The sequence below is a fragment of the Pantoea piersonii genome, from assembly GCF_003612015.1.
GTDB lineage: Bacteria > Pseudomonadota > Gammaproteobacteria > Enterobacterales > Enterobacteriaceae > Pantoea > Pantoea piersonii.
The window spans coordinates 405,376-430,350 of the sequence record NZ_RARB01000004.1 but is presented as its reverse complement, the minus strand read 5'-3'; the positions used below and the strand labels follow the sequence as shown (position 1 = coordinate 430,350).

The following is a 24,975-nucleotide window of genomic DNA, read 5'->3' as shown; positions in this document are numbered from 1 at the left end:
ACGGCAGTGCACCGTTACCTTATCAAACTAACCAACTCATTTGCCAAACAAAAACAGCAATATGAACCTTTTAACCCTTTTATTTACCCTTAACACAACCTATTATTTTTCAATGAGTTATATTTCATGCAGAAAAAAGGGTAAACGGAAGTTCTCGAAGGAGAGACAGGAGATGAAAGCCAGGGGGAAGAATTCCAGCGAAGCGTCTTTCTAAAGCCTGGAGAAGCAATGCCCGCGGCTTTCTGGTGAAAAGGCAGAATTACACTTAACAGCCAAACCCGTAAATTCTACCCATGATGAATCAACCCGCGCGGCGGACTCGTTTATCTCTTTTTATTCCAGGCGCAAGAAGCGAACGCAGCGCGTTCCATCTAAACTGCCTACCTCTACTCCGTCAGCGCCAGCGCAATGCCGCGCTCGCGCAGCGTGCGGCATACGTCGTCGTCTAAGCGGCTGTCGGTTACCACATCGGTCAAATCGTCTATCGCCGCGGCGCAGAACAGCGACCAGGAGCCATATTTGCTGCTGTCCGCCAGCAGGATGCGGCGTCGCGCATTCGCCAGCAGATCCCGCTTCAGCCCCGCCTTCTCCTCCGTCGGCGTAGTAATGCCGCGCTCAAGGCTCCAGGAGTTACAGCTGACGAAAGCGATATCAGGATTGATGCTGCGCAGCAGACGACGCCCGTGTTCGCCGACGCATGACTGGCTGGAGTCGTCGATACGGCCGCCGATAATAGTCACTTCAATCTGTTTGAATTCAGAGAGAAACAGCGCGATATGCAGATCGGCCGTGATGACGCGCAGCGGCAAATGCGTCAGCTGCCGCGCCAGTTCCAGCATGGTGGTGCCAGCGTCCAGCACCACCGCATCGCCCGACTGCACAAACGTAGCGGCGTGATGGGCGATTGCCTGCTTCTCCGCCAGGTTACGCTGCATCTTCTCCAGCGTAGTGGGCTGCGCCGGAATAAAACGGTTCAGCGTGACGCCGCCGTGGCTGCGGCTAATCACCCCTTCTTTATCCAGCTTAATCAAATCACGTCGAATGGTTGCTGGCGAGGCGGAGATAGCGCTCACCAGCTGATCAACAGTCACCAGATTATGGCTTTTCAGATAGTCCATAATCTGGTCAAGGCGACTTTGTCCCTTCATATTTCCCTATGCCAGCTGCATCGCGAGTTTAATGGAGATCGCCATGCTCTCAGACTTCGCTTTACCTGTCCATGCGATATCAAAAGCGGTGCCGTGGTCCGCAGACGTGCGGATAAACGGCAGACCGGCCGTGATATTAACGCCGTCATAAAAGCCAAGCAGTTTCAACGGGATATGTCCCTGATCGTGGTACATCGCCACCACGATGTCGTACTGTCCTTCCTGACACTGCAGGAAAACCGTATCAGGCGGACAGGGACCAAAAACCTCAATGCCCTGCGCCTTCATCGCCTTCACCGCAGGCGCGACGGTGGTGATCTCCTCGTCGCCGAACAGGCCGTTCTCTCCGGCATGCGGATTGACGCCCGCCACCGCGATGCGCGGCTTTTCAAAGCCGACGCGGCGCAAAAAGGTATCTGCCATGCCAATCACCGTTTCGATACGCGTACGGTTCAGCGTGTCGAGGAACTTGCGCAGCGCGATATGGGTAGTGACGTGAATGACCTTTAGCTTATCGGTATAGAGCACCATCGCGTAATCTTTGGTGTTGGTGAGATGCGCCAGCAGTTCGGTATGGCCAGGATAGAGATGGCCTGCCGAGTGCAGCGCCTCTTTATTCAGCGGCGCGGTGGCGATAGCCTGTACCTCGCCCGCCAGCGCCAGCTCGGTGGCGCGCTTTACGCAGCGCCAGGCAAGATCGCCCGCCTGCTTTTGCACCACGCCTGGCTTCAGCGCATCCGGCTCGGCCAGCGGCTCGTCAATAACGTTGACGATGCCCGGCGCGAAGTGCGCCTCTTTTACGCTATCCAGCACGCGCAGCTCCACCTGCGGCGTAATATTCAGGGCAAGAATGCGACGCAGCGTCGCCGCGCATCCCACCACCACCGCCGGCGCGCCGTTAAGGTCCCCTTCCGCCAGCGCTTTGATGATGATCTCCGGGCTGATGCCCGCCGGATCGCCCATGGTCACCGCAATAATTTTACTCACTCGACTTCTCCTCAATAAAACGAATGGCTGCTACCAGGGTGTTTTCGTCGCCAAAACCGCCCGCTTTGGTCATCACCGGCAGGGTAAATTCACTGTTAAGCAGGACGCCGTGCGGCACACAGCCCGCCACGATGCCCTGAATCTGAAAACCGCTGGCGCCCAGCGCCTGCGCCACCGCAATCGCCACGTCGCCGCCGGAAAGATAGAGCCCGGCGGGCCGCTGCGTGCGGCAGAGCGTCAGGGTCAGCTCGCCTAAAAAGTGGCAAATCGCCTCGCCGAGTTGCTGGCGCGTTAGCTGATGCTGCAGACAGAGCGCGTCAATCTCGTGGCGCTGATCGGCGCGCTGGCAGGTCCGAATCACCGTATGCCGACCCGCACGCAGCGCGGCAAGCGCCTGCGCCGCCCAGTGTGGGCTCTCCGGCCAGCGAGGTTGCGCAAACAGCTGACGAATATCGACATCCACCAGCGCAATATCGCGCTGTGCTGCCAGCCGGGCGATCTGCTGCTGCGCGCTGGTGCTCATCGAGCCGATCACCGCCAGAACCGGCGCGGCGGCGCGTGCGGCAAGCTGCGCGCCGAGCGCATCGCTCAGTCCGGCGGCGCCGACCAGCAGCGGCGTTTCGTCCAGCTGCGCGGCGGCGGCCAGGATGCGTGCAATATCGCTCTCTTGCTCCGCATCGATCACCACTGCGCCCTGCTGTTCGGCCAGCAGCGCAGCAAAGCGATCGCTGCGCAGCGTGGCGAGATCGATCTCGCTGCCGTCGATCCCCAGCTGCGTTAATACGTGGGCGCTGACCACCGGCGTTTTTGGATCGCTGGCGTATTCGGTCTCGGTCAGCGGCACGCCGTTTACCTGCACCTCGCCGTTGCGCGTAACGCGTCCCAGTCGGGGCACGGCGGGCACAATCAGCGCGCGTTTTTTACCGCTGGCGGCCAGCGCGGCGCGCACTTCAGCGCCGACATTGCCGCGCAGCGTGGAATCGATCTTTTTAAACAGCCAGCCCTGCGTAATAAATGCCTGGTGCCGATGCACTACAGCCTCAGTGCGTGCCGCCGCATCCTGTGCGCTGATGGCGCGGCTGTCAGTGCTGATCACCCAGACGTCGGCGGCGGCGGCATCCAGCGGCGTCTCGCTGCTGAACAGCACATGGACGCGTGCGCCCGCCTGCGCCAGGCCGCTGCCCGCGTCGTTAGCGCCGGTGAAATCGTCGGCGATAACCAGCACCGGCGTTTTCCATGACCTTTGCGTCATCTTCTCTCCTGATTCGGCTGCATGCCGCTGTGTATGATTATATTCAATCACGATTGATTATATGTGAGCAAGATCAAATTAATTGAAATCGATATGCCCTATAAATTGAGGCACAGTAAGTGACAGATATCGCACTGTAGTGAGCAAAAACAATCATTCAGTCCGACTTCGCAGTAATAAGGGTGTGAAATGACGATCAACAGCACGGTAATTAGCGGCTATCAGGCGCTGAACGACATTAGCTATTTGCTGAAAGGAAAAGCCAGCGCGCTGCTGGTCACTGACAAGAACATTGAAACCATTCCGGCTGTGCAGGCGCTAATCGCCCAGCTGAAACAGCATATCGCCAGCGTGAGCGTGATCAACAGCGTGCCGCCGGAGCCGAGCCAGCACGATGTCGCGGCGATTCTGGCGGCGCTGCCCATGCGTGAGGTGGATCTGGTGATTGGCGTCGGCGGCGGCAGCGTGCTGGATGTCGCCAAGCTGCTGTCGGTACTGTGCGTGGTTAACGCGCCATCTCTGGAGGCGCTGCTGGCGGGCGAAAAGCCGACCACGCGCACCACCTCACTGTTAATCCCGACCACCGCAGGCACCGGTTCAGAAGCGACGCCGAATGCGATTCTGGCGATCCCGGAGCGCGAAACGAAAGTCGGTATTATCTCGCCGGTGATGCTACCCGATTTCGTGGCGCTGGTGCCGGAACTGACCACCAGCATGCCGGCGCATATCGCCTCTTCAACCGGTATCGATGCGCTTTGTCATCTTATCGAATGCTTCACCGCCACGGTTTCGAATCCGGTAAGCGACAACTACGCGCTGATTGGTATGAAAAAGCTGTTCGCCAGCCTCGAAACCGCCGTTGCAGAGCCGCATAACCTGCGTGCACGCCTGGATATGCTCTGGGCCTCTTATTACGGCGGCGCGGCGATCGCCCATGCGGGCACGCACCTGGTGCACGCCATGTCCTATCCGCTGGGTGGCAAATATCACCTGCCGCACGGCGTCGCCAACGCCATTCTGCTGGCGCCCTGCATGGCTTTTGTGCGCCCTGCCGCGGTGAGCAAATTTGCGCAGGCCTACGATCTGCTGCCCGATGCCAATCCGGCGCTGGATGACGAGGCCAAATCGCACGCGCTGGTGGACTATTTCATCGCGCTGGTTAAACGTCTGAAGCTGCCAGCCAGCCTTGAAGAGCTTGGCATCGGCCCGGATCACCTGCCCTACTTAGTGGAGGCCGCGCTCGACGTTCAACGTCTGATGAAGAACGTGCCCGCTGCCGTCAGCGCCAGCGACGTCCGTGACGTCTACCTGACGCTGTTCCCGTCACACCAGGAATAAAGAGGATTGTATGAGTCAGAAAATAACCGGCGTATTGACCGCTATCGTCACCTGCTTTGATCAGGAAGGCGCCCTGAATCCCACCGCACAGCGCGAGCAGATTAAGCGTCAGCTGGCGGCAGGCAACGGCATCTTCTGCGGCGGCACCAACGGCGAATTCTTTGTGCTGAACGAGCAGGAAAAAATCGCGGTCACGGAGACCTGCGTCGATGAGGTCAACGGCCGCGCGCCGGTGGTGGCGCATATCGGCGAAATCTCGACGCGCGAAACCATCCGCCTCGGCAAACAGATTGCAAAGCTGGGCGTGGATGCGGTATCGGCGATCACCCCTTACTTCGTGCCGCTCAGGCAGGAAGAGCTGATTTATCACTATCAGACCGTGGCTGACGCGCTCGACGTGCCGCTGTTCCTCTATAACATCCCGGCGCGCACCGGCAATACCCTGCAGCCCGAAACCGTACGCACCCTGGCGTCGCATCCCAATATTATCGGCATTAAAGATTCGGCGGGCAGCTATGAAAGCCTGAGCGGCTTTATTAAAGCAGCGGAAGGCATCGATAACTTTAACGTCCTCAACGGCCCGGACTCGCTGATCCATCAGGGCTTCGTTGATGGCTGTTCCGCCTGTATCTCCGGCCTGGCCAACGCCGCGCCGAAAGAGATCAACGCGATCTGGGCGCGCTTCAGCGCAGGCGACATTGACGGTTCGCGCGCGGCGCAGGAAAACGTGACCGGCCTGCGTACCGACCTCTACAGCATCGGCTTCTCACCGGCCGCGGTGAAGAAAGCGGTCTCTCTGCTTGGCTACGACGTTGGCGAAAGCCGCTATGCGGTGCGTTTCAGCGCCGACGAAGAGCAAAAAATTCGTCAGGTCGTCAATCAGTACCTGAAGTAAGGCCGTCAGGGCGGCCGTTGCTGCCCTTGCCTGTATCACTTAAGCACCGGGAAACGTGATGAAAGTAATCTGCACCTCGCCGTCGTTCGCCAGATATGACACGACGCCGATTGAAACCCTGAAACAGCACGGCTTTGAACTGATATCCCTGCCCGCCGACGCGCCGCCGGAAGCACTGGCTCCGCATCTGCCGGAGACCGTGGCGATGATTGTCGCCTTCACCGAGGTGAACGAAGCGCTGCTTAACCAGGCGCCAGGGTTAAAAATTGTCTGCAAGCACGGCGTCGGCGTCGACAATATCGATCTTGACGCCACGCGCGCGCGTGGAATTTATGTCACTAACGTGCCGGACGCCAACAAGCATGCCGTCGCCGATTTCGCCTTTGCGCTGATCCTCAACAGTGCGCGTCAGGTGACGCAGGCAGCGACAGAAACGCGCGCGGGCGGCTGGCCACGCATTTTCGCCACCGACGTTTACGGCAAAACGCTGGGCATTATCGGGCTGGGCAATATCGGCAAGCAGGTGGCGCTGCGCGCGAAAGGCTTCAACATGCGCGTCATCGCCTTTGATTTCTACCCTGACGAGACCTTTGCCGCCGAACAGGGCGTTACTTTTGTCAGCCTCGATCGGCTGACGGAGGAGAGCGATTTCATCACGCTGCATACGCCACTGACCAACGAGACGCGCGATCTGTTCGACGCCGCGCGCCTGCGCCGCATGAAGAAAAGCGCCTTTCTGATCAATGTCTCGCGCGGCGGCGTAGTGAATGAAGCGGATCTGTTCCATGCGCTACAGGACCAGACGATCGCCGGAGCGGCGGCTGATGTGTTTGTGCAGGAGCCGCTGACGACGCACCCGCTCTTTAGCCTGCCCAGTTTTATCCCGACCTCGCATATCGCCGGTTATACCGATGGCGCTATCAGCGCCATTGGCGAACGCTGCGTGGCGCAGATTGTGCAGTGCGTCAGGCAGGAAGAGCGGCCAGTAAACGTAATGAACGGGCTGGCGTAAGCGCCGCCTTGATCTGCAAACCGATTCGAGTGGAAAACAACAATGAACCCTACGACGCGCTCGACCAGGATCCGCTGGTGGATCGCTGGCCTGATGTGGCTGGCGGTCGCTATTAACTATATTGACCGAACCGTTCTTTCTGCCGCCGCACCGCACCTGATCACCGAACTGGAGATCGATCCAGAAATGATGGGCCTGATTATGGCCGCCTTCTTCTGGTCTTATGCGCTGCTGCAAATTCCTGCGGGCTGGTTCGCCGACCGCTTCGGCCAGAAAAAAGGCCTCGGCATCGCGGTCGGCTGGTGGTCGATCGCCACCATGGCGATGGGACTGGCGACCGGCTTCAAGTCGCTGCTGGCGTTGCGTCTGGCGCTGGGCGTCGGCGAAGCGGCCGCCTACCCCAGCAATGCGGGTATCGCCGCGCGCTGGTTCCCGGATCGCGAGCGCGCCACCGTGTCGGGCCTGTTCGACAGCGCCTCGAAGTTCGGCGGCGCAGTGGCGATGCCGCTCATTGTCTGGATGATCGCCATGGTGGACTGGCGCATCACCTTCCTGGCGATCGGCGCGATCGGCCTGTTCTGGGTGATCGCCTGGTATTTTGTTTATGCCGAGAATCCGGAAGATCATAAAAAGATCGATCAAAGTGAAGTTCGCCTGATCCGCGACGGCCAGGCGCAAAATCATGGCGAAAAAGGGGTGCGCCCGATGAGGTGGTACCGACTGCTGCGCTACCGCAATATCTGGGCGATGTGCATCGGCTTTTTCACCATTAACTACACCTCTTACTTTTTTATTACCTGGCTGCCGACCTATCTGGTGAAAGATAAGGGTATGGATTTCCTGAAGATGGGCTTTGTCGCCGCGCTGCCGTTGATCTGCGGCATGCTGATTGAGGTGCTGGCGGGCTGGGCGTCGGATCGTATGGTGCATAAAAAGGTGCTGTCGCTGACCGCCACACGCAAGCTGTTCCTTACCATCGGTCTGCTAATGGCGCTGTGCATCGGCTTCGCGCCCTTTACCGACTCGGTGTTTATGACCGTGCTGCTGCTCTGTATCGCCAAGTCAGGCACCACCGTGGCCGCCTCGCAGGTCTGGGCGCTGCCGGGCGACGTCGCGCCGAAGAACAGCGTCTCTATCGTCGCTGGTTTGCAGAATACGGTGTCGAATATGGGCGGTGCGGTCGGCCCAATTATTACCGGCGCGATTGTCGGCGCGACCGGCAACTTTACCTGGGCGCTGGTCTTTTCCGCCGTGCTGGTGGTGATCGGGATCATCAACTACCTGTTCCTGATGGGCAAGGTTGAGCCTATCGTCGATGAAGAGAAGGCTCATCAGCCTCGGGCGGTCACCAGCGGCGTCTGAGGGTGGCCTGCAAAAAAGGCTCTGACCATGTTCAGAGCCTTTTCTCGTTTTGCATCAAACTAGCGCGCCACGGCGAAAATCGCTTTGCCGATACGGGCGATAGCCGCATTGCTCTGCGCGAGCGTCGCCTCTGTTTGCGTCACATAGATAGCGATAATCACCGGCTTGCCGTTTTCCGACCAGACCACGCTGATAATCGACCGCGAGCCATATTCCCCCGCCCCGGTTTTGTCAGCAATTGACCAGCCCGCCGGTAAAACCGAACGTAGCAAGGCCCCTGCGACCCGATCGTCGCGCATCCATTGCACCAGCTGCGCGCGCGAGGCGGGCTTCAGCGCCTCTCCCAGCGTCAGCTTTTGCAGCGTCTCGCTGACGGCGACCGGCGTCGTGGTATCGCGCATATCGCCGGGTATGGCGCTGTTTAGCTCTGGCTCAAAGCGGTCCAGTCGCGTCACCTTGTCGCCAAGATCAGCGAAAAAGCGGGTAACCGCCGCCTGACCGCCCAGCTTTTTCGCAATCAGATTCGCCGCCGTATTATCGCTGTAAGCGATGGCTGCATGGCAGAGCTGCTGCCAGCTCATGGTGGCGGGCGCGACAGATTTTTCAGTCACCGGTGACCAGGTGACCAGCGCAGCGCGATCGAACTGCGTACGTTCCGAAAGCATCAGCCTGCCCTTATCCTGTTGGCTAAGCAGCGCGCCGCACAGCAGCGCTTTATGCGTACTGTTGAGCGGGAAGCGCTCATCGCCGCGATAGCGCGCGACGCTTCCTGTGGCGGTATCGATTACGGCGATGCCGATACGCGCCTTCAGCGCCTGCTCCTCCTGCTTCGCGACGGTCGCCAGCGCGGCGTCGTCATTTATCGAGGCGTGAGCGGCCACAGCGCTAAGCAGCAGGGAAACAGCGGTAAGTTTTAACAGAGAAAACATGAGGGTCGTCCTTAATTTATGGGCGCGCAGCGGGTTAACCCTGGGCATGGGCGCGCTGACTCAGCGTCCCTGCAAAAACTGACGGTAGGCATTTATAACGGCCAGAAAGTCTTCAACGCCGCAGAACGACAGGCTCTCTTCATCGTAATAATTCATCCCCTCTTCCAGCCCGTCATCCTCTAATGCGAGATGGTTGGCGCGGATCATGACCTCTTCGTCATCCATCCACAGCGTATATTCATGGCCGATGCGCTGCCACTGGCGCTCGCTGCCCTTGATAGCGCGCATGGCGGCTTCTACTTCATCGAGTAGCGCCAGATCCTCTTTGACCTCATCGTTGAACCAGTGGCCCACCGCCTCGTGATCCATCGACATGCGTACTTTCACCTGCCCGGTGAGATCGCGTAAAAATTCGTATTCCATGGGCTAACCCTTTGGTTAATGACGCGAGTAATCCGCACCAAAATAGAGTGTGCGCATCATCAACGCTAAAGTGAGATCGGGGCGACATTATTGCGAGGAAAAGGCAAAAGAAAAAGGGGCGATTATCGCCCCTTTGTATTTTAGTGAGTCACTCAGACCGCAGTCTGGAAAATCACATTGTCCGCTTTATCGGTGTATTGATTCAGCTGATCAAAGTTGAGATAGCGGTAGGTGTCGCTGGCGGTTTTATCCACCTGCACCATAAACTGCTGATACTCTTCCGGCGTCGGCAGTTTGCCAAGCAGCGAAGAGACCGCAGCCAGTTCAGCCGATGCCAGGTAGACGTTCGCGCCAGTGCCAAGACGGTTCGGGAAGTTACGGGTTGAGGTGGAGACCACCGTCGCGCCGTCCTGCACGCGCGCCTGGTTACCCATGCAGAGCGAGCAGCCCGGGATCTCGATACGCGCGCCGCTTTTGCCGAAGACGCTGTAGTAGCCCTCTTCAGTCAGCTGAGCCGCATCCATTTTGGTCGGCGGCGCAACCCACAGGCGGGTCGGCAGCTGGCCTTTATGGCTGTCGAGCAGTTTACCTGCCGCACGGAAGTGACCGATGTTGGTCATGCACGAACCGATAAAGACTTCGTCGATCTTCTCGCCCTGTACGTCAGAGAGCAGACGCGCGTCGTCCGGATCGTTCGGCGCGCACAGAATCGGCTCTTTGATATCAGCCAGGTCGATCTCGATTACCGCAGCGTATTCGGCATCGGCGTCCGCTTCCAGCAGCTGCGGATCCGCCAGCCATTTTTCCATACCCTGAATACGACGCTCCAGCGTGCGGCGATCGCCGTAGCCTTCTGCGATCATCCACTTCAGCAGCACGATGTTGGAGTTGAGGTATTCGATAATCGGCGCTTTATCCAGCTTGATCGTACAGCCCGCCGCCGAGCGCTCAGCCGAGGCATCGGTAAGCTCAAACGCCTGCTCAACTTTCAGATCCGGCAGACCTTCGATTTCCAGGATACGGCCAGAGAAGATGTTCTTTTTGCCTTTCTTCTCAACGGTCAGCAGACCCTGTTTGATCGCGTACAGCGGGATCGCATGCACCAGATCGCGCAGCGTGATGCCCGGCTGCATTTTGCCTTTAAAGCGCACCAGCACCGATTCCGGCATATCGAGCGGCATCACGCCGGTCGCGGCGGCAAAGGCCACCAGGCCAGAGCCTGCCGGGAACGAGATGCCGATCGGGAAGCGGGTATGCGAGTCGCCGCCGGTGCCGACGGTGTCAGGCAGCAGCATGCGGTTCAGCCAGGAGTGGATCACGCCGTCGCCCGGACGCAGCGATACGCCGCCGCGGTTCATAATGAAGTCGGGCAGCGTATGGTGCGTATTGACGTCAACCGGCTTCGGATAGGCGGCGGTGTGGCAGAATGACTGCATCACCAGATCGGCGGAGAAGCCGAGGCACGCCAGATCTTTCAGCTCGTCGCGCGTCATTGGACCGGTGGTGTCCTGAGAACCTACCGAGGTCATCTTCGGTTCGCAGTAGGCGCCTGGACGGACGCCGTCGAGGCCGCAGGCGCGACCGACCATTTTCTGCGCCAGCGAGTAGCCGCGCGTGCTTTCAGCAACGTCTTTCGCCTGGCGGAACACGTCGCTGTGCGGCAGACCCAGCGATTCGCGCGCTTTGCTGGTCAGGCCGCGGCCGATAATCAGCGGAATACGACCGCCCGCGCGCACTTCGTCGATCAGCACGTCGGTTTTCAGCGTAAAGCTGGCAAGCAGCTCGCCGGTTTCGTGGTTGCGTACTTCGCCTTTATAGGGATAGACGTCAATCACGTCGCCCATATTCAGCTCGCCAACGTCCACTTCGATCGGCAGCGCGCCCGCATCTTCCATGGTGTTGAAGAAGATCGGCGCGATTTTGCTGCCCAGCACCAGACCGCCGCCTTTTTTGTTCGGGACGTTCGGGATATCGTCGCCCATGAACCACAGAACGGAGTTGGTCGCTGATTTACGAGAAGAGCCGGTGCCAACGACGTCGCCGACATAAGCCAGCGGATAGCCTTTAGCCTGCAGCGCTTCAATCTGCTTGATCGGGCCGACGTTGCCAGGCTCATCCGGGTTGATGCCTTCACGAGCGTTTTTCAGCATCGCCAGCGCGTGCAGTGGAATATCCGGACGTGACCATGCATCCGGCGCCGGAGAGAGGTCGTCGGTATTGGTTTCGCCGGTCACTTTGAACACGGTGACGGTAATTTTTTCTGCCAGCTCAGGGCGTGACAGGTACCACTCAGCATCTGCCCAGGATTGCATCACCTGCTGCGCATGGGGATTGCCCGCTTTCGCTTTCTCTTCAACGTCGTAAAAGCTGTCAAACATCAGCAGCGTGTGCGACAGCGCTTTCGCGGCAATCGGTGCCAGCTTCGCGTCATCCAGCGCGTCAATCAGCGGATGGATGTTGTAACCGCCTTGCATGGTGCCCAGCAGTTCAATCGCTTTTTCGGGGGATACCAGAGGAGAGGTCGTTTCGCCTTTAGCCACCGCGGCAAGGAAACCCGCTTTAACGTAGGCGGCTTCATCAACGCCGGGTGGGACACGGTTGACCAACAGATCGGTCAGGAATTCTTCTTCACCCGCTGGCGGGTTTTTCAGCAGTTCAACCAGCGCGGCCATCTGGGAAGCATCTAACGGCTTAGGTACGATCCCCTGGGCTGCACGCTCAGCAACGTGCTTACGGTATTCTACTAGCACGACGTTCTCCTCGCTCACATTGTATGGGTTTCCGGTGCACCCTGGTGACAAAGCATTCCATGAGTAGGGTAAGGTGCCCGGTTCCGCGTGGGGCAGCATAGCAGGGTTCAGGCTGTTTGTTAATCTGTTTACAAAAACACAACATAATTAACAGGGTAAAAAAGTGCGCTTTTTGAATTTTTGGGCTAGCTGGCGGGGAACGGCGTGGCGTCAGAGGTTGTTTGCAAAATGTGCTTTCGTCAGGCGGCTATCTGGTGAAGCGGCACGGCGGCATTCAGGAGGCAGGTATAACTTTTACACCAACTTTTTCCGTATTGATGCACTTCTGGGTTATGAATAAAGGCGTCTGGCGCCTCTGTTTTGCCCGCGACGCTCATCGTGGATCGGGCGCAAAAAAAAGCCCCCTTGCGGGAGCTTCTCTTTATCAGCAGAGAAAATTACTTTTTCTTCGCTTTCGGGTTTGGCAGGTCGGTGATGCTGCCTTCGAAGATCTCTGCCGCCAGGCCAACCGACTCGTGCAGCGTCGGGTGCGCGTGGATAGTCAGCGCGATATCTTCTGCATCGCAACCCATCTCGATCGCCAGACCGATTTCGCCCAGCAGCTCGCCGCCGTTGGTGCCGACAACCGCGCCGCCGATAACGCGATGCGTCTCTTTGTCGAAAATCAGCTTGGTCATGCCGTCTGCGCAGTCAGACGCGATAGCGCGGCCTGAGGCGGCCCACGGGAAGGTAGAGACTTCGTAGCTGATGCCCTTCTCTTTCGCTTCTTTCTCAGTCAGGCCGACCCATGCAACTTCCGGCTCGGTGTAAGCGATAGACGGGATCACTTTCGGATCGAAGTAGTGCTTCATGCCAGCGATAACTTCGGCCGCTACGTGGCCTTCGTGCACGCCTTTATGCGCCAGCATCGGCTGACCGACGATATCGCCGATAGCATAGATGTGCGGAACGTTGGTGCGCATCTGCTTGTCGACGCGGATAAAACCGCGATCGTCCACTTCCACGCCCGCTTTACCTGCATCCAGACCTTTACCGTTCGGCACACGGCCGATCGCGACCAGCACCGCGTCGTAACGCTGCGGTTCGGCCGGCGCTTTCTTGCCTTCCATCGTAACGTAGATGCCGTCTTCTTTCGCTTCAACCGCGGTGACTTTGGTTTCCAGCATCAGGTTGAACTGCTTAGCGATGCGCTTGGTGAACACTTTCACCACATCTTTGTCGGCAGCCGGGATAACCTGGTCGAACATCTCAACCACGTCAATCTGCGAACCCAGCGCATGGTAAACGGTACCCATCTCGAGACCGATAATACCGCCGCCCATAACCAGCATACGCTCCGGCACTTCTTTCAGCTCCAGCGCATCGGTAGAGTCCCATACGCGCGGGTCGTCATGCGGAATAAACGGCAGCGTGATCGGACGAGAACCGGCCGCGATAATAGCGTTGTCGAAGTTGATGGTGGTCGCGCCGCCTTCTCCTTCCACAACCAGAGTATTTGCACCGGTGAATTTGCCCAGGCCGTTAACGACTTTGACTTTACGGCCTTTCGCCATGCCAGCCAGACCACCGGTCAGCTGGTTAATGACTTTCTCTTTCCAGGTGCGGACTTTGTTGATGTCCGTAGAGGGCTGACCAAACACAATGCCGTGCTCTTCCAGGGCTTTCGCCTCTTCGATCACTTTAGCAACGTGCAGCAGCGCTTTTGACGGGATACAGCCCACGTTCAGACAGACACCGCCCAGGGTGCTGTAACGCTCTACCAGTACGGTTTCCAGACCTAAATCAGCGCAACGGAAGGCTGCAGAGTAACCTGCAGGACCAGCCCCAAGTACCACGACCTGGGTTTTAATCTCTGTACTCATCATGACCTCTTAGTTGTGATCCGGCGGGTCAGACGTAGAGCGTTTTTCATCAGGCTGGGAGGCCACTTGCATCCGGGCAGTGCGCGACGCCTTGCGTATCTTAAGTACGCTGCAGGTTCTGCGCGCTGGGCGTCAACAACTGACTGCGCCAGGTACGCCTGACGAAACAGGCTCACGATGTCCTTTGCTCCACCGGGACATTTTTCACCGCAAGAGTTTACAGAATTGTTAACAAACTGCAAACCGCGATGCCACGAATCTTTACAACAAGGCCGGCGATTGCCGGCCTTGATTGTACTTACATCACCAGACGGCGGATGTCGGACAACATATTGCCGATGATGGTGATGAAACGCGCACCATCAGCGCCGTCAATCACGCGGTGATCGAAGGAAAGCGAGATCGGCATCATCAGACGCGGCACAAACTCTTTACCGTTCCAGACCGGCTCCATCGCCGATTTAGACACGCCGAGGATAGCCACTTCCGGCGCGTTGACGATCGGCGCGAAGTGCGTGGTGCCAAGACCGCCAAGGCTGGAGATGGTGAAGCATCCGCCCTGCATGTCGCTCGCGGTCAGCTTGCCGTCGCGCGCTTTCTTCGAGGTCGCCATCAGCTCGCGAGAGAGCTCGGTGATGCCTTTCTTGTTCACGTCTTTAAAGACCGGAACCACCAGGCCGTTCGGCGTATCGACCGCCACACCGATGTTGATGTACTTTTTCAGCGTCAGGCGCTGCGCGTCTTCAGACAGCGAGCTGTTGAAGCGCGGCATCTGTTCCAGCGCGGCAGCGACCGCTTTCATGATAAACACCACCGGGGTGTATTTCACATCCAGCTTACGCTTCTCGGCTTCCGCGTTCTGCTGTTTACGGAACGCTTCCAGATCGGTGATATCAGTTTTATCGAAGTGCGTAACGTGCGGGATAACTACCCAGTTACGGCTCAGGTTAGCGCCAGAGATTTTCTGGATGCGACCCAGCTCCACTTCTTCAACTTCGCCGAACTTGCTGAAGTCCACTTTCGGCCACGGCAGCAGGCCTGGCAGGCTTCCGCCGCTGGCGGCAGCCGGAGCCGCCTCAGCGCGTTTCACCGCGTCTTTCACGTAGCTCTGAACGTCTTCTTTCAGGATACGGCCTTTACGGCCGGTACCTTTCACCTTCGCCAGGTTCACGCCAAATTCGCGCGCCAGACGACGGATAACCGGGGTCGCGTGCACATAGGCGTCATTTTCGGCAAAGTCGCTCTTCGCGTCAGCTTTAGGCGCGGCCGGTGCGGCAGGCGCAGCGGCTTTCGCCGGAGCCTGTGCGGGCGCAGCTTCCTGCTTCGGCGCTTCGGCTTTCGCCGCGCCTTCTACTTCGAAGATCATGATCAGCGAGCCGGTGCTCACTTTATCGCCGGTTGAGACTTTCAGCTCTTTGACGGTGCCAGCGAACGGCGCAGGCACTTCCATTGAAGCCTTGTCGCCTTCAACAACAATCAGCGACTGTTCGGCTTCCACTTTATCGCCGACCTTCACCAGCACTTCGGTGACTTCCACTTCGTCGCCGCCGATATCCGGCACCTTGACCTCTTTCGCGCCAGCGGTAGCCGCAGGTGCGGAGGTCGCCGCTTCTTTCACTTCCGGCTTCGCCGCCGCTGCCGGCGCCGCGCCTTCTGCTTCGAAGACCATGATCAGCGAGCCGGTGCTGACTTTCGCGCCGGTTTCGATTTTGATCTCTTTCACGGTACCCGCGAACGGCGCAGGCACTTCCATTGAGGCTTTATCGCCTTCAACGACGATCAGCGACTGTTCGGCTTCAACTTTGTCGCCGACTTTCACCAGGATCTCGGTGACTTCCACTTCGTCGCCGCCGATATCGGGCACATTGACGTCTTTTGCTGCGGTGGCGGCAGCAGCCGGCGCCGGAGCGGCTTCGGCTTTCTTCTCTTCCGCCGCTGGCGCCGCGTCTGCCGCCGCGCCTTCTGCGTCAAAAATCATAATCAGCGAGCCGGTTTCGACTTTGTCGCCGGTCGCGATTTTGATCTCTTTCACTACGCCCGCCTGCGGCGAGGGAACTTCCATAGAGGCTTTGTCGCCTTCTACGGTGATCAGCGACTGCTCGGCTTCCACCTTGTCGCCAACCTTCACCAGGATCTCGGTGACTTCAACTTCATCAGACCCGATATCCGGTACCTTAATTTCAGTAGCCATTACTCTCTTACCTCTTAAGCCAGACGCGGGTTAACTTTATCGGCATCGATGTCGAACTTAGCGATCGCGTCCGCCACCACTTTCTTGTCGATTTCGCCACGTTTAGCCAGCTCGCCCAGCGCAGCCACCACCACGTAGGAGGCGTCCACTTCAAAGTGGTGACGCAGGTTTTCGCGGCTGTCAGAACGGCCAAAGCCGTCGGTGCCCAGCACGCGGTAATCGCTGGCCGGAATGTAGCTGCGAACCTGTTCAGCGAACAGCTTCATGTAATCGGTCGATGCCACCGCCGGCGCGTCGTTCATCACCTGAGCGATGTAAGGCACGCGCGCTTCCTCGGTCGGATGCAGCATGTTCCAGCGTTCGCAGTCCTGGCCGTCGCGCGCCAGTTCGGTGAACGAGGTCACGCTGTAGACGTCGGAACCGATGCCGTACTCTTTCGCCAGGATCTGCGCCGCGTCACGCACGTGACGCAGGATAGAGCCTGAACCCAGCAGCTGCACTTTGCCTTTGCTGCCTTCCACGGTTTCCAGCTTGTAGATACCCTTACGGATACCCTCTTCGGCGCCTTCCGGCATCGCTGGCATGTGGTAGTTTTCGTTCAGCGTGGTGATGTAATAGTAAACGTTCTCCTGCGCTTCGCCGTACATACGTACCAGGCCGTCATGCATGATGACCGCTACTTCATACGCATACGCCGGATCGTAAGAGATACAGTTCGGGATAGTCAGCGCCTGAATGTGGCTGTGACCATCTTCGTGCTGCAGACCTTCGCCGTTCAGCGTGGTACGACCGGAAGTGCCGCCGATCAGGAAGCCGCGCGCCTGCTGGTCGCCCGCCAGCCACATCAGATCGCCGATACGCTGGAAACCGAACATGGAGTAGTAGATATAGAACGGGATCATCGGCAGGTTGTTGGTGCTGTAAGAGGTCGCCGCTGCCAGCCAGGATGAACCTGCGCCCAGCTCGTTGATCCCTTCCTGCAGAATCTGGCCTTTCTCATCTTCTTTGTAGTAAGCAACCTGCTCGCGGTCCTGCGGCGTGTACTGCTGGCCGTTCGGGCTGTAGATACCAATCTGACGGAACAGACCTTCCATACCGAAGGTACGGGCCTCGTCCGCCAGGATCGGCACCAGACGATCTTTGATCGACTTGTTCTTCAGCATCACGTTCAGGGCGCGCACGAAGGCGATGGTGGTTGAGATCTCTTTGCTCTGCTCTTCCAGCAGCGCTTTGAACTCTTCCAGCTTCGGCATGTCCAGTTTTTCAGTAAACTCCGCCTGACGGGACGGCAGGTAGCCACCCAGCTTCTCGCGCTGGCCGTGCAGGTAGTTGTACTCTTCGGAACCTTTCTCAAAGGTCACGTACGGCAGCTCTTCGATCTTGTCGTCGGCAACCGGCACATTGAAGCGATCGCGGATGTAGCGAACGCCATCCATGTTCATCTTCTTGACCTGGTGCGCGATGTTTTTACCTTCAGCGGTGTCGCCCATACCATAGCCTTTAATGGTATGCGCCAGAATCAGCGTCGGTTGACCTTTGGTCTCCTGTGCTTTCTTCAGTGCCGCGTAGATTTTCTTCGGATCGTGGCCGCCGCGGTTCAGGGCGAAGATCTCTTCGTCTGACCAGTCTTTAACCAGCGCCGCCGTCTCCGGGTATTTACCGAAGAAGTGTTCGCGCACATAGGCGCCGTCGCGGGATTTAAAGGTCTGGTAGTCGCCGTCGACGGTTTCATTCATCAGCTGGATCAGTTTACCGCTGGTGTCTTTCTGCAGCAGCTCATCCCAGCGACCGCCCCAGATGACTTTGATCACGTTCCAGCCGGCGCCTGCGAAGATGCCTTCCAGTTCGTTGATGATCTTGCCGTTGCCGGTAACCGGGCCGTCCAGACGCTGCAGGTTACAGTTGATGATGAACACCAGGTTGTCCAGCTTCTCGCGGGTCGCGATGGTGATCGCGCCTTTGGATTCCGGCTCGTCCATCTCGCCATCGCCGAGGAAGGCGTAAACGGTCTGGTTAGAGGTATCTTTCAGGCCGCGGTGTTCCAGATATTTCAGGAACTTCGCCTGATAAATAGCGTTCAACGGCCCCAGGCCCATAGAAACGGTCGGGAACTGCCAGAAGTCCGGCATCAGTTTCGGGTGCGGGTAAGATGACAGACCGTTGCCGTGCACTTCCTGACGGAAGTTATTCATCTGCTCTTCGGTCAGACGGCCTTCAAGGAACGCGCGCGAGTAGATACCCGGCGAGATATGACCCTGGAAGTAAACCAGATCGCCGCCGTCCTTGTCGCTGCGCGCGCGGAAGAAGTGGTTAAAGCACACTTCATAGATGGTCGCAGAAGACTGGAATGAGGAGAGATGGCCGCCCAGCTCCAGATCTTTCTTCGAGGCGCGCAGCACCGCTACGATGGCGTTCCAGCGAATTGCGGAACGGATACGACGCTCCAGAGACGTGTTGCCCGGATACTCCGGCTCGTCTTCAACGGCAATAGAGTTGATATAGTTGCTGACGGCGTTACCACCTGCCGCCACTTTTACGCCGCCTTTGCGGGCTGCGCTCAGCACCTGATCGATCAGATACTGCGCACGCTCAACACCTTCTTCACGGATGACCGATTCGATCGCCTGTAGCCAGTCACGAGTTTCGATCGGATCCACGTCATTCTGTAAACGTTCTGACATGGGGGGTATTCCTTATCTGTGTCTAATACGTTGAATTGTCTGGAGCCTGTCTCCATGTGCTCTGCTTGCTTCATTTGCCAGAGCACAAGGAGACAGGCCCGTCGTTGATGTCGCGCGTTCTTTGTCGCGCGTTATTCCTTACGTTGCTGTAAACGACGCAGGGAGCGTTCACGACGAGTCTGCTCCCGACTTCTGTCCAGCAAGATTTCCTCTATGAACGCCAGGTGACGATGCGAGGCCTCGCGTGCCTGTTCTGGCTCGCGAGCCACAATCGCCTCGAAAATACTGGCGCGGTGACCGCTCACTTTCGCCAGCATTTCCCGGCGCGAGTAGAGCAATTCAAAATTCTGTCGAACGTTTTGTTCCAGCATAGGGCCCATCGACCGCAGCAAATGCAAAAGCACCACATTATGGGCGGCTTCTGTGACAGCGATCTGATACTGCATCACCGCATCCGCTTCCGCGTCGAGGTCACCGCTCTCCTGAGCCTGCTGAATCTGTACGTGGCAGTGGCGGATACGCTCGATATCCTCTTCGGTGCCACGCAGCGCCGCATAGTAGGCGGCGATCCCTTCCAGCGCATGGCGCGTTTCCAGTAAATCGAACTGAGATTCTGGATGTTTAGTGATCAGGCTGACGAGCGGATCGCTCAGGCTTTGCCAGAGATTCTGCTGGACGAAGGTGCCGCCGCCCTGACGGCGCAGCAGCAGACCTTTCGCTTCCAGACGCTGTATGGCTTCGCGAAGGGATGGACGTGAGACATCGAATTGTTTGGCGAGTTCGCGCTCGGGCAACAGCTTCTCGCCAGGACGTAGCGTCCCTTCCATAATCAGAGATTCCAGCTGCTGCTCAATGGCATCAGAGAGCTTGGGTTGGCGAATCTTACTGTAAGCCATCTTCCCTTCTTATCAAGCCGTCGTCCGGAGTAAATTGGTAATACCAATTCCAAAAAGTTGGCCGTAAAGTAACAAAGTATTCACCTTGTGTCTATATGACGCCCGTCACAATCCTTGCCAGACAACAGGCTGCACAGGGTTAAGTTACCGCCGGAAAACCAGAAACGGCGCTGTACGAAAAAAGTGAGATGCCGGGATTTTTACCAAACCTTACACAGCGTTAAGGACAATTTTCCGTCGGGTCATAAGACAACCTTATTCGTCTTTGCCGCTCGTTCGTGGCAGAACAGACGCAGGCGGCAGTGTGATGGCAACGATGATTTTCAGTTAACTCCCAGCACGAAAAGAGAAAGCAGGTGCAAAGCGCACCGCATATCACTATTCTTGTCGCCAGGGTAGCATCCGCTTACAGAGAAGGCGCCTGATACCGTAAATAAAACAGTACGTTATTGTAACCACTTCCTGACAGCCATCGCGCGCTGCAAAAGAAGAATTAAAACAACACGAGGTTTGTATGGAACAACAGCACGGCGATACGCTGAAGCGCGGCCTGAAAAACCGTCATATTCAGTTGATCGCGCTGGGCGGGGCGGTGGGTACCGGCCTGTTTCTGGGCAGCGCATCGGTCATTCAGGCTGCCGGTCCGGGTGTTATTCTGGGCTACGCCATTGCTGGCTTTATCGCTTTTCTGATTATGCGTCAGTTGGGAGAGATGGTGGTCGAGGAGCCGGTTGCCGGCAGCTTTAGCCACTTCGCCTACAAATACTGGGGCAACTTTGCCGGCTTCGCGTCAGGCTGGAACTACTGGGTGCTCTATGTGCTGGTAGCCATGGCCGAGCTGACCGCCGTGGGCAAATATATTCAGTTCTGGTGGCCAGATGTGCCGACCTGGATTACCGCCGCGGTATTCTTTGTGCTGATCAACGCCATTAACCTGACCAATGTAAAAGTCTACGGTGAAATGGAGTTCTGGTTCTCTATCATAAAAGTGGTTGCGGTCATCGGCATGATCCTGTTCGGCGGCTGGCTGCTGTTCAGCGGCACAGGCGGCCCGCAGGCCAGCGTCAGCAATCTCTGGGCGCAGGGCGGTTTTCTGCCGCACGGCTTCAGCGGGCTGGTGATGATGATGGCGATAATTATGTTCTCCTTCGGCGGTCTGGAGCTGGTGGGCATTACCGCTGCGGAAGCTGATAATCCGGAGCAGAGCATCCCCAAAGCCACCAATCAGGTTATCTACCGCATCCTGATCTTCTATATCGGTTCGCTGGCGGTGCTGCTGTCGCTGATGCCCTGGACGCGCGTGACCGCAGACACCAGCCCTTTTGTGCTGATTTTCCACGATCTGGGCGACGCGCTGGTGGCGAACGCGCTGAATGTGGTCATCCTGACCGCGGCGCTGTCGGTCTATAACAGCTGCGTCTACTGCAACAGCCGCATGCTGTTCGGCCTGGCGCAACAGGGCAACGCGCCGAAAGCGCTGCTGAAGGTAGACCGCCGCGGCGTGCCGGTGGCTACGATTCTGGTCTCTGCCGTGGCGACCGCGCTCTGCGTGCTAATCAACTATCTGATGCCGGGCGAAGCCTTTGGCCTGCTGATGTCGCTGGTGGTCTCCGCGCTGGTGATCAACTGGGCAATGATTAGCATGGCGCATCTGAAGTTCCGCCGTAAGAAAGATCAGCAGGGCGTCACCACGCGCTTTAAAGCCCTGCTCTATCCCTTCGGCAACTGGCTCTGCCTGGCGTTTATGGTGGCTATCCTGGTGATTATGCTGATGACCCCCGGCATGGCGATCTCCGTCTGGCTGATCCCGGTCTGGCTGGTCATCCTCGCCATTGGCTACACCGTTAAAAACAGAACGCAGCGCGCCTGATGCGATCTTCATCCCGCCGATTCAGGTCGGCGGGCTCTTTTCCTCTGGATCCAGCTCACATTTTTCCCGCCGCGCCTGTTTTGTCCATCTTACTGACTATTTGCTCCCAGCCATCCTGCTGACTCAGCAACGATACTTCTCTGCTCATACCAAATGCGCAGGATAATAACCATGAAGGATTCCGCCCTCTCTTTTCGCGAAAAGTTGGGTTACGGCATGGGCGATGCGGGCTGCAATATGATTGGCGGCGCCATCATGCTGTTTCTTAATTACTTCTATACCGATGTCTTTGGCCTGGCGCCTGCGCTGGTGGGTACGCTGTTGCTCTCGGTGCGCGTGCTTGATGCCGTTACCGACCCGATTATGGGCGCCATCGCCGATCGTACGCAAAGCCGCTGGGGCCGTTTTCGCCCCTGGCTGCTGTGGGTCTCAGTGCCCTACGTGCTGTTCAGCGTGCTGATGTTCACCACGCCAGACTGGAGCTACGAAAACAAAGTTATCTGGGCCTTCGTTACTTACTTTTTCATGTCTCTGACCTACACCGCCATCAATATCCCCTACTGCTCGCTGGGCGGCGTTATCACCAACGATCCTGGCGAACGCGTCTCTTGCCAGTCTTACCGCTTTGTTATGGTCGGCATCGCGACGCTGATCCTCTCTCTGTCGCTGTTGCCCATGGCGGAATGGTTCGGCGGCGATGACAAGGCGCGCGGCTATCAGCTGGCGATGAGCGTACTGGCGCTGATTGGGCTGGGGATGTTTCTGTTCTGCTTCGCCACAGTGCGCGAGCGTATTCGCCCGGCGGTGCCGACCCATGACGATTTGAAAAACGATCTGCGCGACGTCTGGAAAAACGACCAGTGGGTGCGCATCCTGCTGCTTACCTTTTGCAACGTCTGTCCCGGCTTTATCCGTATGGCCGCCACCATGTACTACGTTACCTGGGTAATGGGCCAGTCGACCCACTTCGCTACGCTGTTTATCAGCCTCGGCGTCGTGGGCATGATGTTCGGCAGTACGCTGGCGAAGCTGCTTACTGACCGCTGGTGTAAACTGAAAGTCTTTTTCTGGACCAATATCGCGCTGGCGTTCTTCTCCTGCGGCTTTTACTGGATCGATCCGCACGCCACCGTCGCGATAGTGATCGCCTACTTCCTGCTGAACGTGCTGCATCAAATCCCGTCGCCGCTGCACTGGTCGCTGATGGCCGACGTCGATGATTACGGTGAGTGGAAAACCGGCAAGCGCATCACCGGCATCAGCTTCTCCGGCAACCTGTTTTTCCTTAAGGTTGGGCTGGCGGTGGCGGGCGCGATGGTCGGCTTTCTTCTCTCAATTTACGGCTACGACGCAGGTGCGAAACAGCAGTCTTCGCAGGCGGTAAACGGCATTATGCTGCTGTTCACCGTCATCCCCGGCGTGGGCTATCTGATTACCGCAGGCGTTGTCCGTCTGCTGAAGGTCGACCGCGCGCTCATGCGCACTATTCAGGACGATCTCGCGCTGCGCCGCGCCAACTTCCGCGAACTGCATGAACTGCGTCAGCGCGACGGCGCCGTCACCCAACCAGGAGAAGTGAAATGACCCTACACTGGCCGAATCCTTTTATTGAACAACGGGCCGACCCTTTTATTCTGCGCCATGAGCAGCACTACTACTTTATCGCCTCCGTACCCGCCTATGACCGGCTGGAACTGCGTCGTGCCAGCACGCTGCTGGGATTGCGCGACGCCGAACCGGTAGTAGTCTGGCGCAAACCGGAGAGCGGTCCGTGCAGCGAGCTAATCTGGGCGCCGGAGCTGCACCGCATCGACAACCAGTGGGTGATCTATTTCGCCGCCGCGCCGACGCGCGATATTAAAGAGGGCCTGTTTCAGCACCGCATGTATGCGCTGGTGAGCGACGACGCCGATCCGCTGAGCGGACGCTGGCAGGCGCCGCGTCGGGTCTTTAGCCAGTTCGACACCTTTGCGCTGGACGCCACGCACTTCGTGCATCAAGGCAAAAACTGGTATCTGTGGGCGCAGAAGGATCCGGCGATTCCCGGCAACTCTAACCTCTATCTGGCGGAACTGCTTAATCCCTGGACGCTGACAGGCGCGCCAACGATGCTGAGTCGACCTGAATATGAGTGGGAGTGCGCGGGATTCAGCGTGAATGAGGGGCCGGCGATGATTAAGCACGGCGACCGGCTCTTCGTCACCTACTCCGCGAGCGCGACGGATGAAAACTACTGCCTGGGACTGCTGTCGATCGACAGCGAGCAGGATTTGCTTAACCCCGCCAACTGGCATAAGTCGGCGCGGCCGGTTTTCACCTCAAACTGGGATAACCATCAGTATGGACCAGGCCATAACTGTTTCACTCAGGATGAGAACGGCGAGGATGTGCTGGTCTATCACGCACGCAACTATACGGAAATTGAAGGGGATCCGCTGTGGGACCCCAATCGTCATACGCGGCTGAAGAATTTTCACTGGCGCGACGACGGCACGCCCGATTTCGGCGTGCCGCCTGCGGATCAGACCAGCGTGCCGTAGATGGTCAGCAACGCCACCACGACCACCAGCACCAGCGAAATGCGTTTCGCCAGGGCAACAGCGATGCGCGGCGTTTCGACTTTATCCATGTGCGGATCGCGCTCCAGCGAAAATTGCGCCAGACTGGTCAGCACCTGATATTGCGAACGATGGAAGTCGGTCAGCGCGGCGAACCAGGCGGGCAATGCCTTCTCGCCGTGCCCCAGCAACGCGTAGGCGACGCCAGCCAGCCGCGCCGGGATCCAGTCGATAACGTGCAGCAGGCCGTCAACGCCTGACTGCGCGCGCTCAAGGGGTGACTTATGCTTCGCCAGCCAGCTCTGCCATGCGCGCAGGAAAGCATATCCCACCAGCAGCACCGGCCCATAGGGGCCGCCCGCCACAAACCAGAACATCGGCGCCAGATAGAAGCGGAAATTAATCCAGATCAGCGCGTTTTGCAGCTCGCGCAGAAACTCACGCTCGCTGCACTCCACCGGCACGCCGTGGATCATCGTCAGTTCGGCGGCCATCATCTGATGGGCCGCCACATGGTCGTGGCTCGCCGCCTTCAGATAGGCGTGATAGTGCAGGCGTGCCGAGCCGGCGCCGATGCAGAGCAGACCGACCAGGATCCAGAAAAGCAGCTGCACGACGCCGAACAGCAGGCCTTTTACGCACCAGATCGCCAGCGCCGTTAGCGCCATCGCCAGCAGGGTCATGCCCAGCGTGCGCAGCAGCGAAAAATGACGGCGACGGCGGAAGAGAGGCTCCAGCCGATGGTCGAGTTGCCAGTGCTCACCCAGCTTAAACAGGCGTTCCCAACCTAAAACCAGTAACAAGGAAAACAACGTCATACC

Annotated in this window: 18 protein-coding genes; 7 read left to right on the top strand and 11 right to left on the bottom strand. The window is 58.1% G+C overall.

The window, feature by feature from the left end; all coding sequences use genetic code 11:
* Window positions 1–386 precede the first annotated feature (386 nt).
* The 3 genes from D7S44_RS13960 to dtnK are packed head-to-tail and all read right to left on the bottom strand — an operon-like array spanning window position 387 to window position 3,387.
* A complete protein-coding gene (locus D7S44_RS13960) occupies window positions 387–1,148 on the bottom strand; it encodes a DeoR/GlpR family DNA-binding transcription regulator (protein WP_120455779.1) in 762 nt (253 codons plus the stop codon).
* 6 nt (window positions 1,149–1,154) lie between these two features.
* Complete coding sequence (locus tag D7S44_RS13955) at window positions 1,155–2,135, bottom strand: D-threonate 4-phosphate dehydrogenase (RefSeq protein ID WP_120455777.1); 981 nt, start codon at window positions 2,133–2,135, stop codon at window positions 1,155–1,157.
* Entirely contained in the window at window positions 2,128–3,387 is a 1,260-nt protein-coding gene (gene dtnK / locus D7S44_RS13950) for a D-threonate kinase (RefSeq protein WP_120455775.1), read from the bottom strand. Before dtnK ends, D7S44_RS13955 begins: the two co-directional genes overlap by 8 nt.
* Window positions 3,388–3,576: 189 nt before the next feature.
* Between dtnK and D7S44_RS13945 the strand changes: the two genes are divergently transcribed.
* From D7S44_RS13945 to D7S44_RS13930, 4 genes are read left to right on the top strand one after another with little or no spacing between them, the layout of a single operon-like run.
* A complete protein-coding gene (locus D7S44_RS13945) occupies window positions 3,577–4,725 on the top strand; it encodes an iron-containing alcohol dehydrogenase (RefSeq protein WP_120455773.1) in 1,149 nt (382 codons plus the stop codon).
* Window positions 4,726–4,735: 10 nt separating this feature from the next.
* Window positions 4,736–5,620 (top strand): dihydrodipicolinate synthase family protein, encoded by an 885-nt coding sequence (locus tag D7S44_RS13940; protein ID WP_120455771.1) that lies wholly within the window; start codon window positions 4,736–4,738, stop codon window positions 5,618–5,620.
* A 58-nt stretch (window positions 5,621–5,678) separates the two neighbouring features.
* A complete protein-coding gene (locus tag D7S44_RS13935) occupies window positions 5,679–6,632 on the top strand; it encodes a phosphoglycerate dehydrogenase (protein ID WP_120455770.1) in 954 nt (317 codons plus the stop codon).
* Between the two features lie 42 nt (window positions 6,633–6,674).
* Window positions 6,675–7,994: an MFS transporter gene (locus D7S44_RS13930; protein WP_120455768.1), complete on the top strand. Its 1,320-nt coding sequence runs from the start codon at window positions 6,675–6,677 to the stop codon at window positions 7,992–7,994.
* Between the two features lie 59 nt (window positions 7,995–8,053).
* Here D7S44_RS13930 and bla read toward each other — a convergent pair whose 3' ends face one another.
* The 7 genes from bla to pdhR all read right to left on the bottom strand — a co-directional run bounded on the left by bla (window position 8,054) and on the right by pdhR (window position 19,726).
* On the bottom strand, window positions 8,054–8,923 hold the full coding sequence (bla, locus tag D7S44_RS13925; RefSeq protein WP_120455766.1) for a class A beta-lactamase: 870 nt from the start codon (window positions 8,921–8,923) through the stop codon (window positions 8,054–8,056).
* 60 nt (window positions 8,924–8,983) lie between these two features.
* A complete protein-coding gene (gene yacL, locus D7S44_RS13920) occupies window positions 8,984–9,346 on the bottom strand; it encodes a protein YacL (protein WP_120455764.1) in 363 nt (120 codons plus the stop codon).
* A 152-nt stretch (window positions 9,347–9,498) separates the two neighbouring features.
* Window positions 9,499–12,096, bottom strand: a complete 2,598-nt coding sequence (gene acnB / locus D7S44_RS13915) for a bifunctional aconitate hydratase 2/2-methylisocitrate dehydratase (protein WP_120455763.1) — start codon at window positions 12,094–12,096, stop codon at window positions 9,499–9,501.
* 437 nt (window positions 12,097–12,533) lie between these two features.
* Window positions 12,534–13,958, bottom strand: coding sequence for a dihydrolipoyl dehydrogenase (lpdA, locus tag D7S44_RS13910; protein WP_120455910.1), 1,425 nt, complete (start codon window positions 13,956–13,958; stop codon window positions 12,534–12,536).
* 298 nt (window positions 13,959–14,256) lie between these two features.
* Window positions 14,257–16,149: a pyruvate dehydrogenase complex dihydrolipoyllysine-residue acetyltransferase gene (gene aceF, locus D7S44_RS13905; protein ID WP_120455761.1), complete on the bottom strand. Its 1,893-nt coding sequence runs from the start codon at window positions 16,147–16,149 to the stop codon at window positions 14,257–14,259.
* A 14-nt stretch (window positions 16,150–16,163) separates the two neighbouring features.
* Window positions 16,164–18,830, bottom strand: coding sequence for a pyruvate dehydrogenase (acetyl-transferring), homodimeric type (gene aceE, locus D7S44_RS13900; protein ID WP_120455759.1), 2,667 nt, complete (start codon window positions 18,828–18,830; stop codon window positions 16,164–16,166).
* 131 nt (window positions 18,831–18,961) lie between these two features.
* Window positions 18,962–19,726 carry a pyruvate dehydrogenase complex transcriptional repressor PdhR gene (pdhR, locus tag D7S44_RS13895; RefSeq protein ID WP_120455757.1) on the bottom strand — a complete coding sequence of 255 codons (765 nt, stop codon included), beginning with the start codon at window positions 19,724–19,726 and terminating at the stop codon, window positions 18,962–18,964.
* 514 nt (window positions 19,727–20,240) lie between these two features.
* On the opposite strand from pdhR, the gene aroP reads away from it, so the two are divergent.
* The 3 genes from aroP to D7S44_RS13880 all read left to right on the top strand — a co-directional run bounded on the left by aroP (window position 20,241) and on the right by D7S44_RS13880 (window position 24,136).
* Window positions 20,241–21,596 carry an aromatic amino acid transporter AroP gene (gene aroP, locus D7S44_RS13890; RefSeq protein ID WP_120455755.1) on the top strand — a complete coding sequence of 452 codons (1,356 nt, stop codon included), beginning with the start codon at window positions 20,241–20,243 and terminating at the stop codon, window positions 21,594–21,596.
* 171 nt (window positions 21,597–21,767) lie between these two features.
* Window positions 21,768–23,180 (top strand): glycoside-pentoside-hexuronide (GPH):cation symporter, encoded by a 1,413-nt coding sequence (locus D7S44_RS13885; protein WP_120455753.1) that lies wholly within the window; start codon window positions 21,768–21,770, stop codon window positions 23,178–23,180.
* Complete coding sequence (locus tag D7S44_RS13880; RefSeq protein ID WP_120455751.1) at window positions 23,177–24,136, top strand: glycoside hydrolase family 43 protein; 960 nt, start codon at window positions 23,177–23,179, stop codon at window positions 24,134–24,136. The genes D7S44_RS13885 and D7S44_RS13880 overlap by 4 nt, the downstream gene beginning before the upstream one ends.
* Here D7S44_RS13880 and ampE read toward each other — a convergent pair.
* Entirely contained in the window at window positions 24,118–24,972 is an 855-nt protein-coding gene (gene ampE, locus D7S44_RS13875) for a beta-lactamase regulator AmpE (protein WP_120455749.1), read from the bottom strand. The two genes, D7S44_RS13880 and ampE, sit on opposite strands and share 19 nt — an antisense overlap.
* Between the last annotated feature and the right edge of the window lie 3 nt (window positions 24,973–24,975).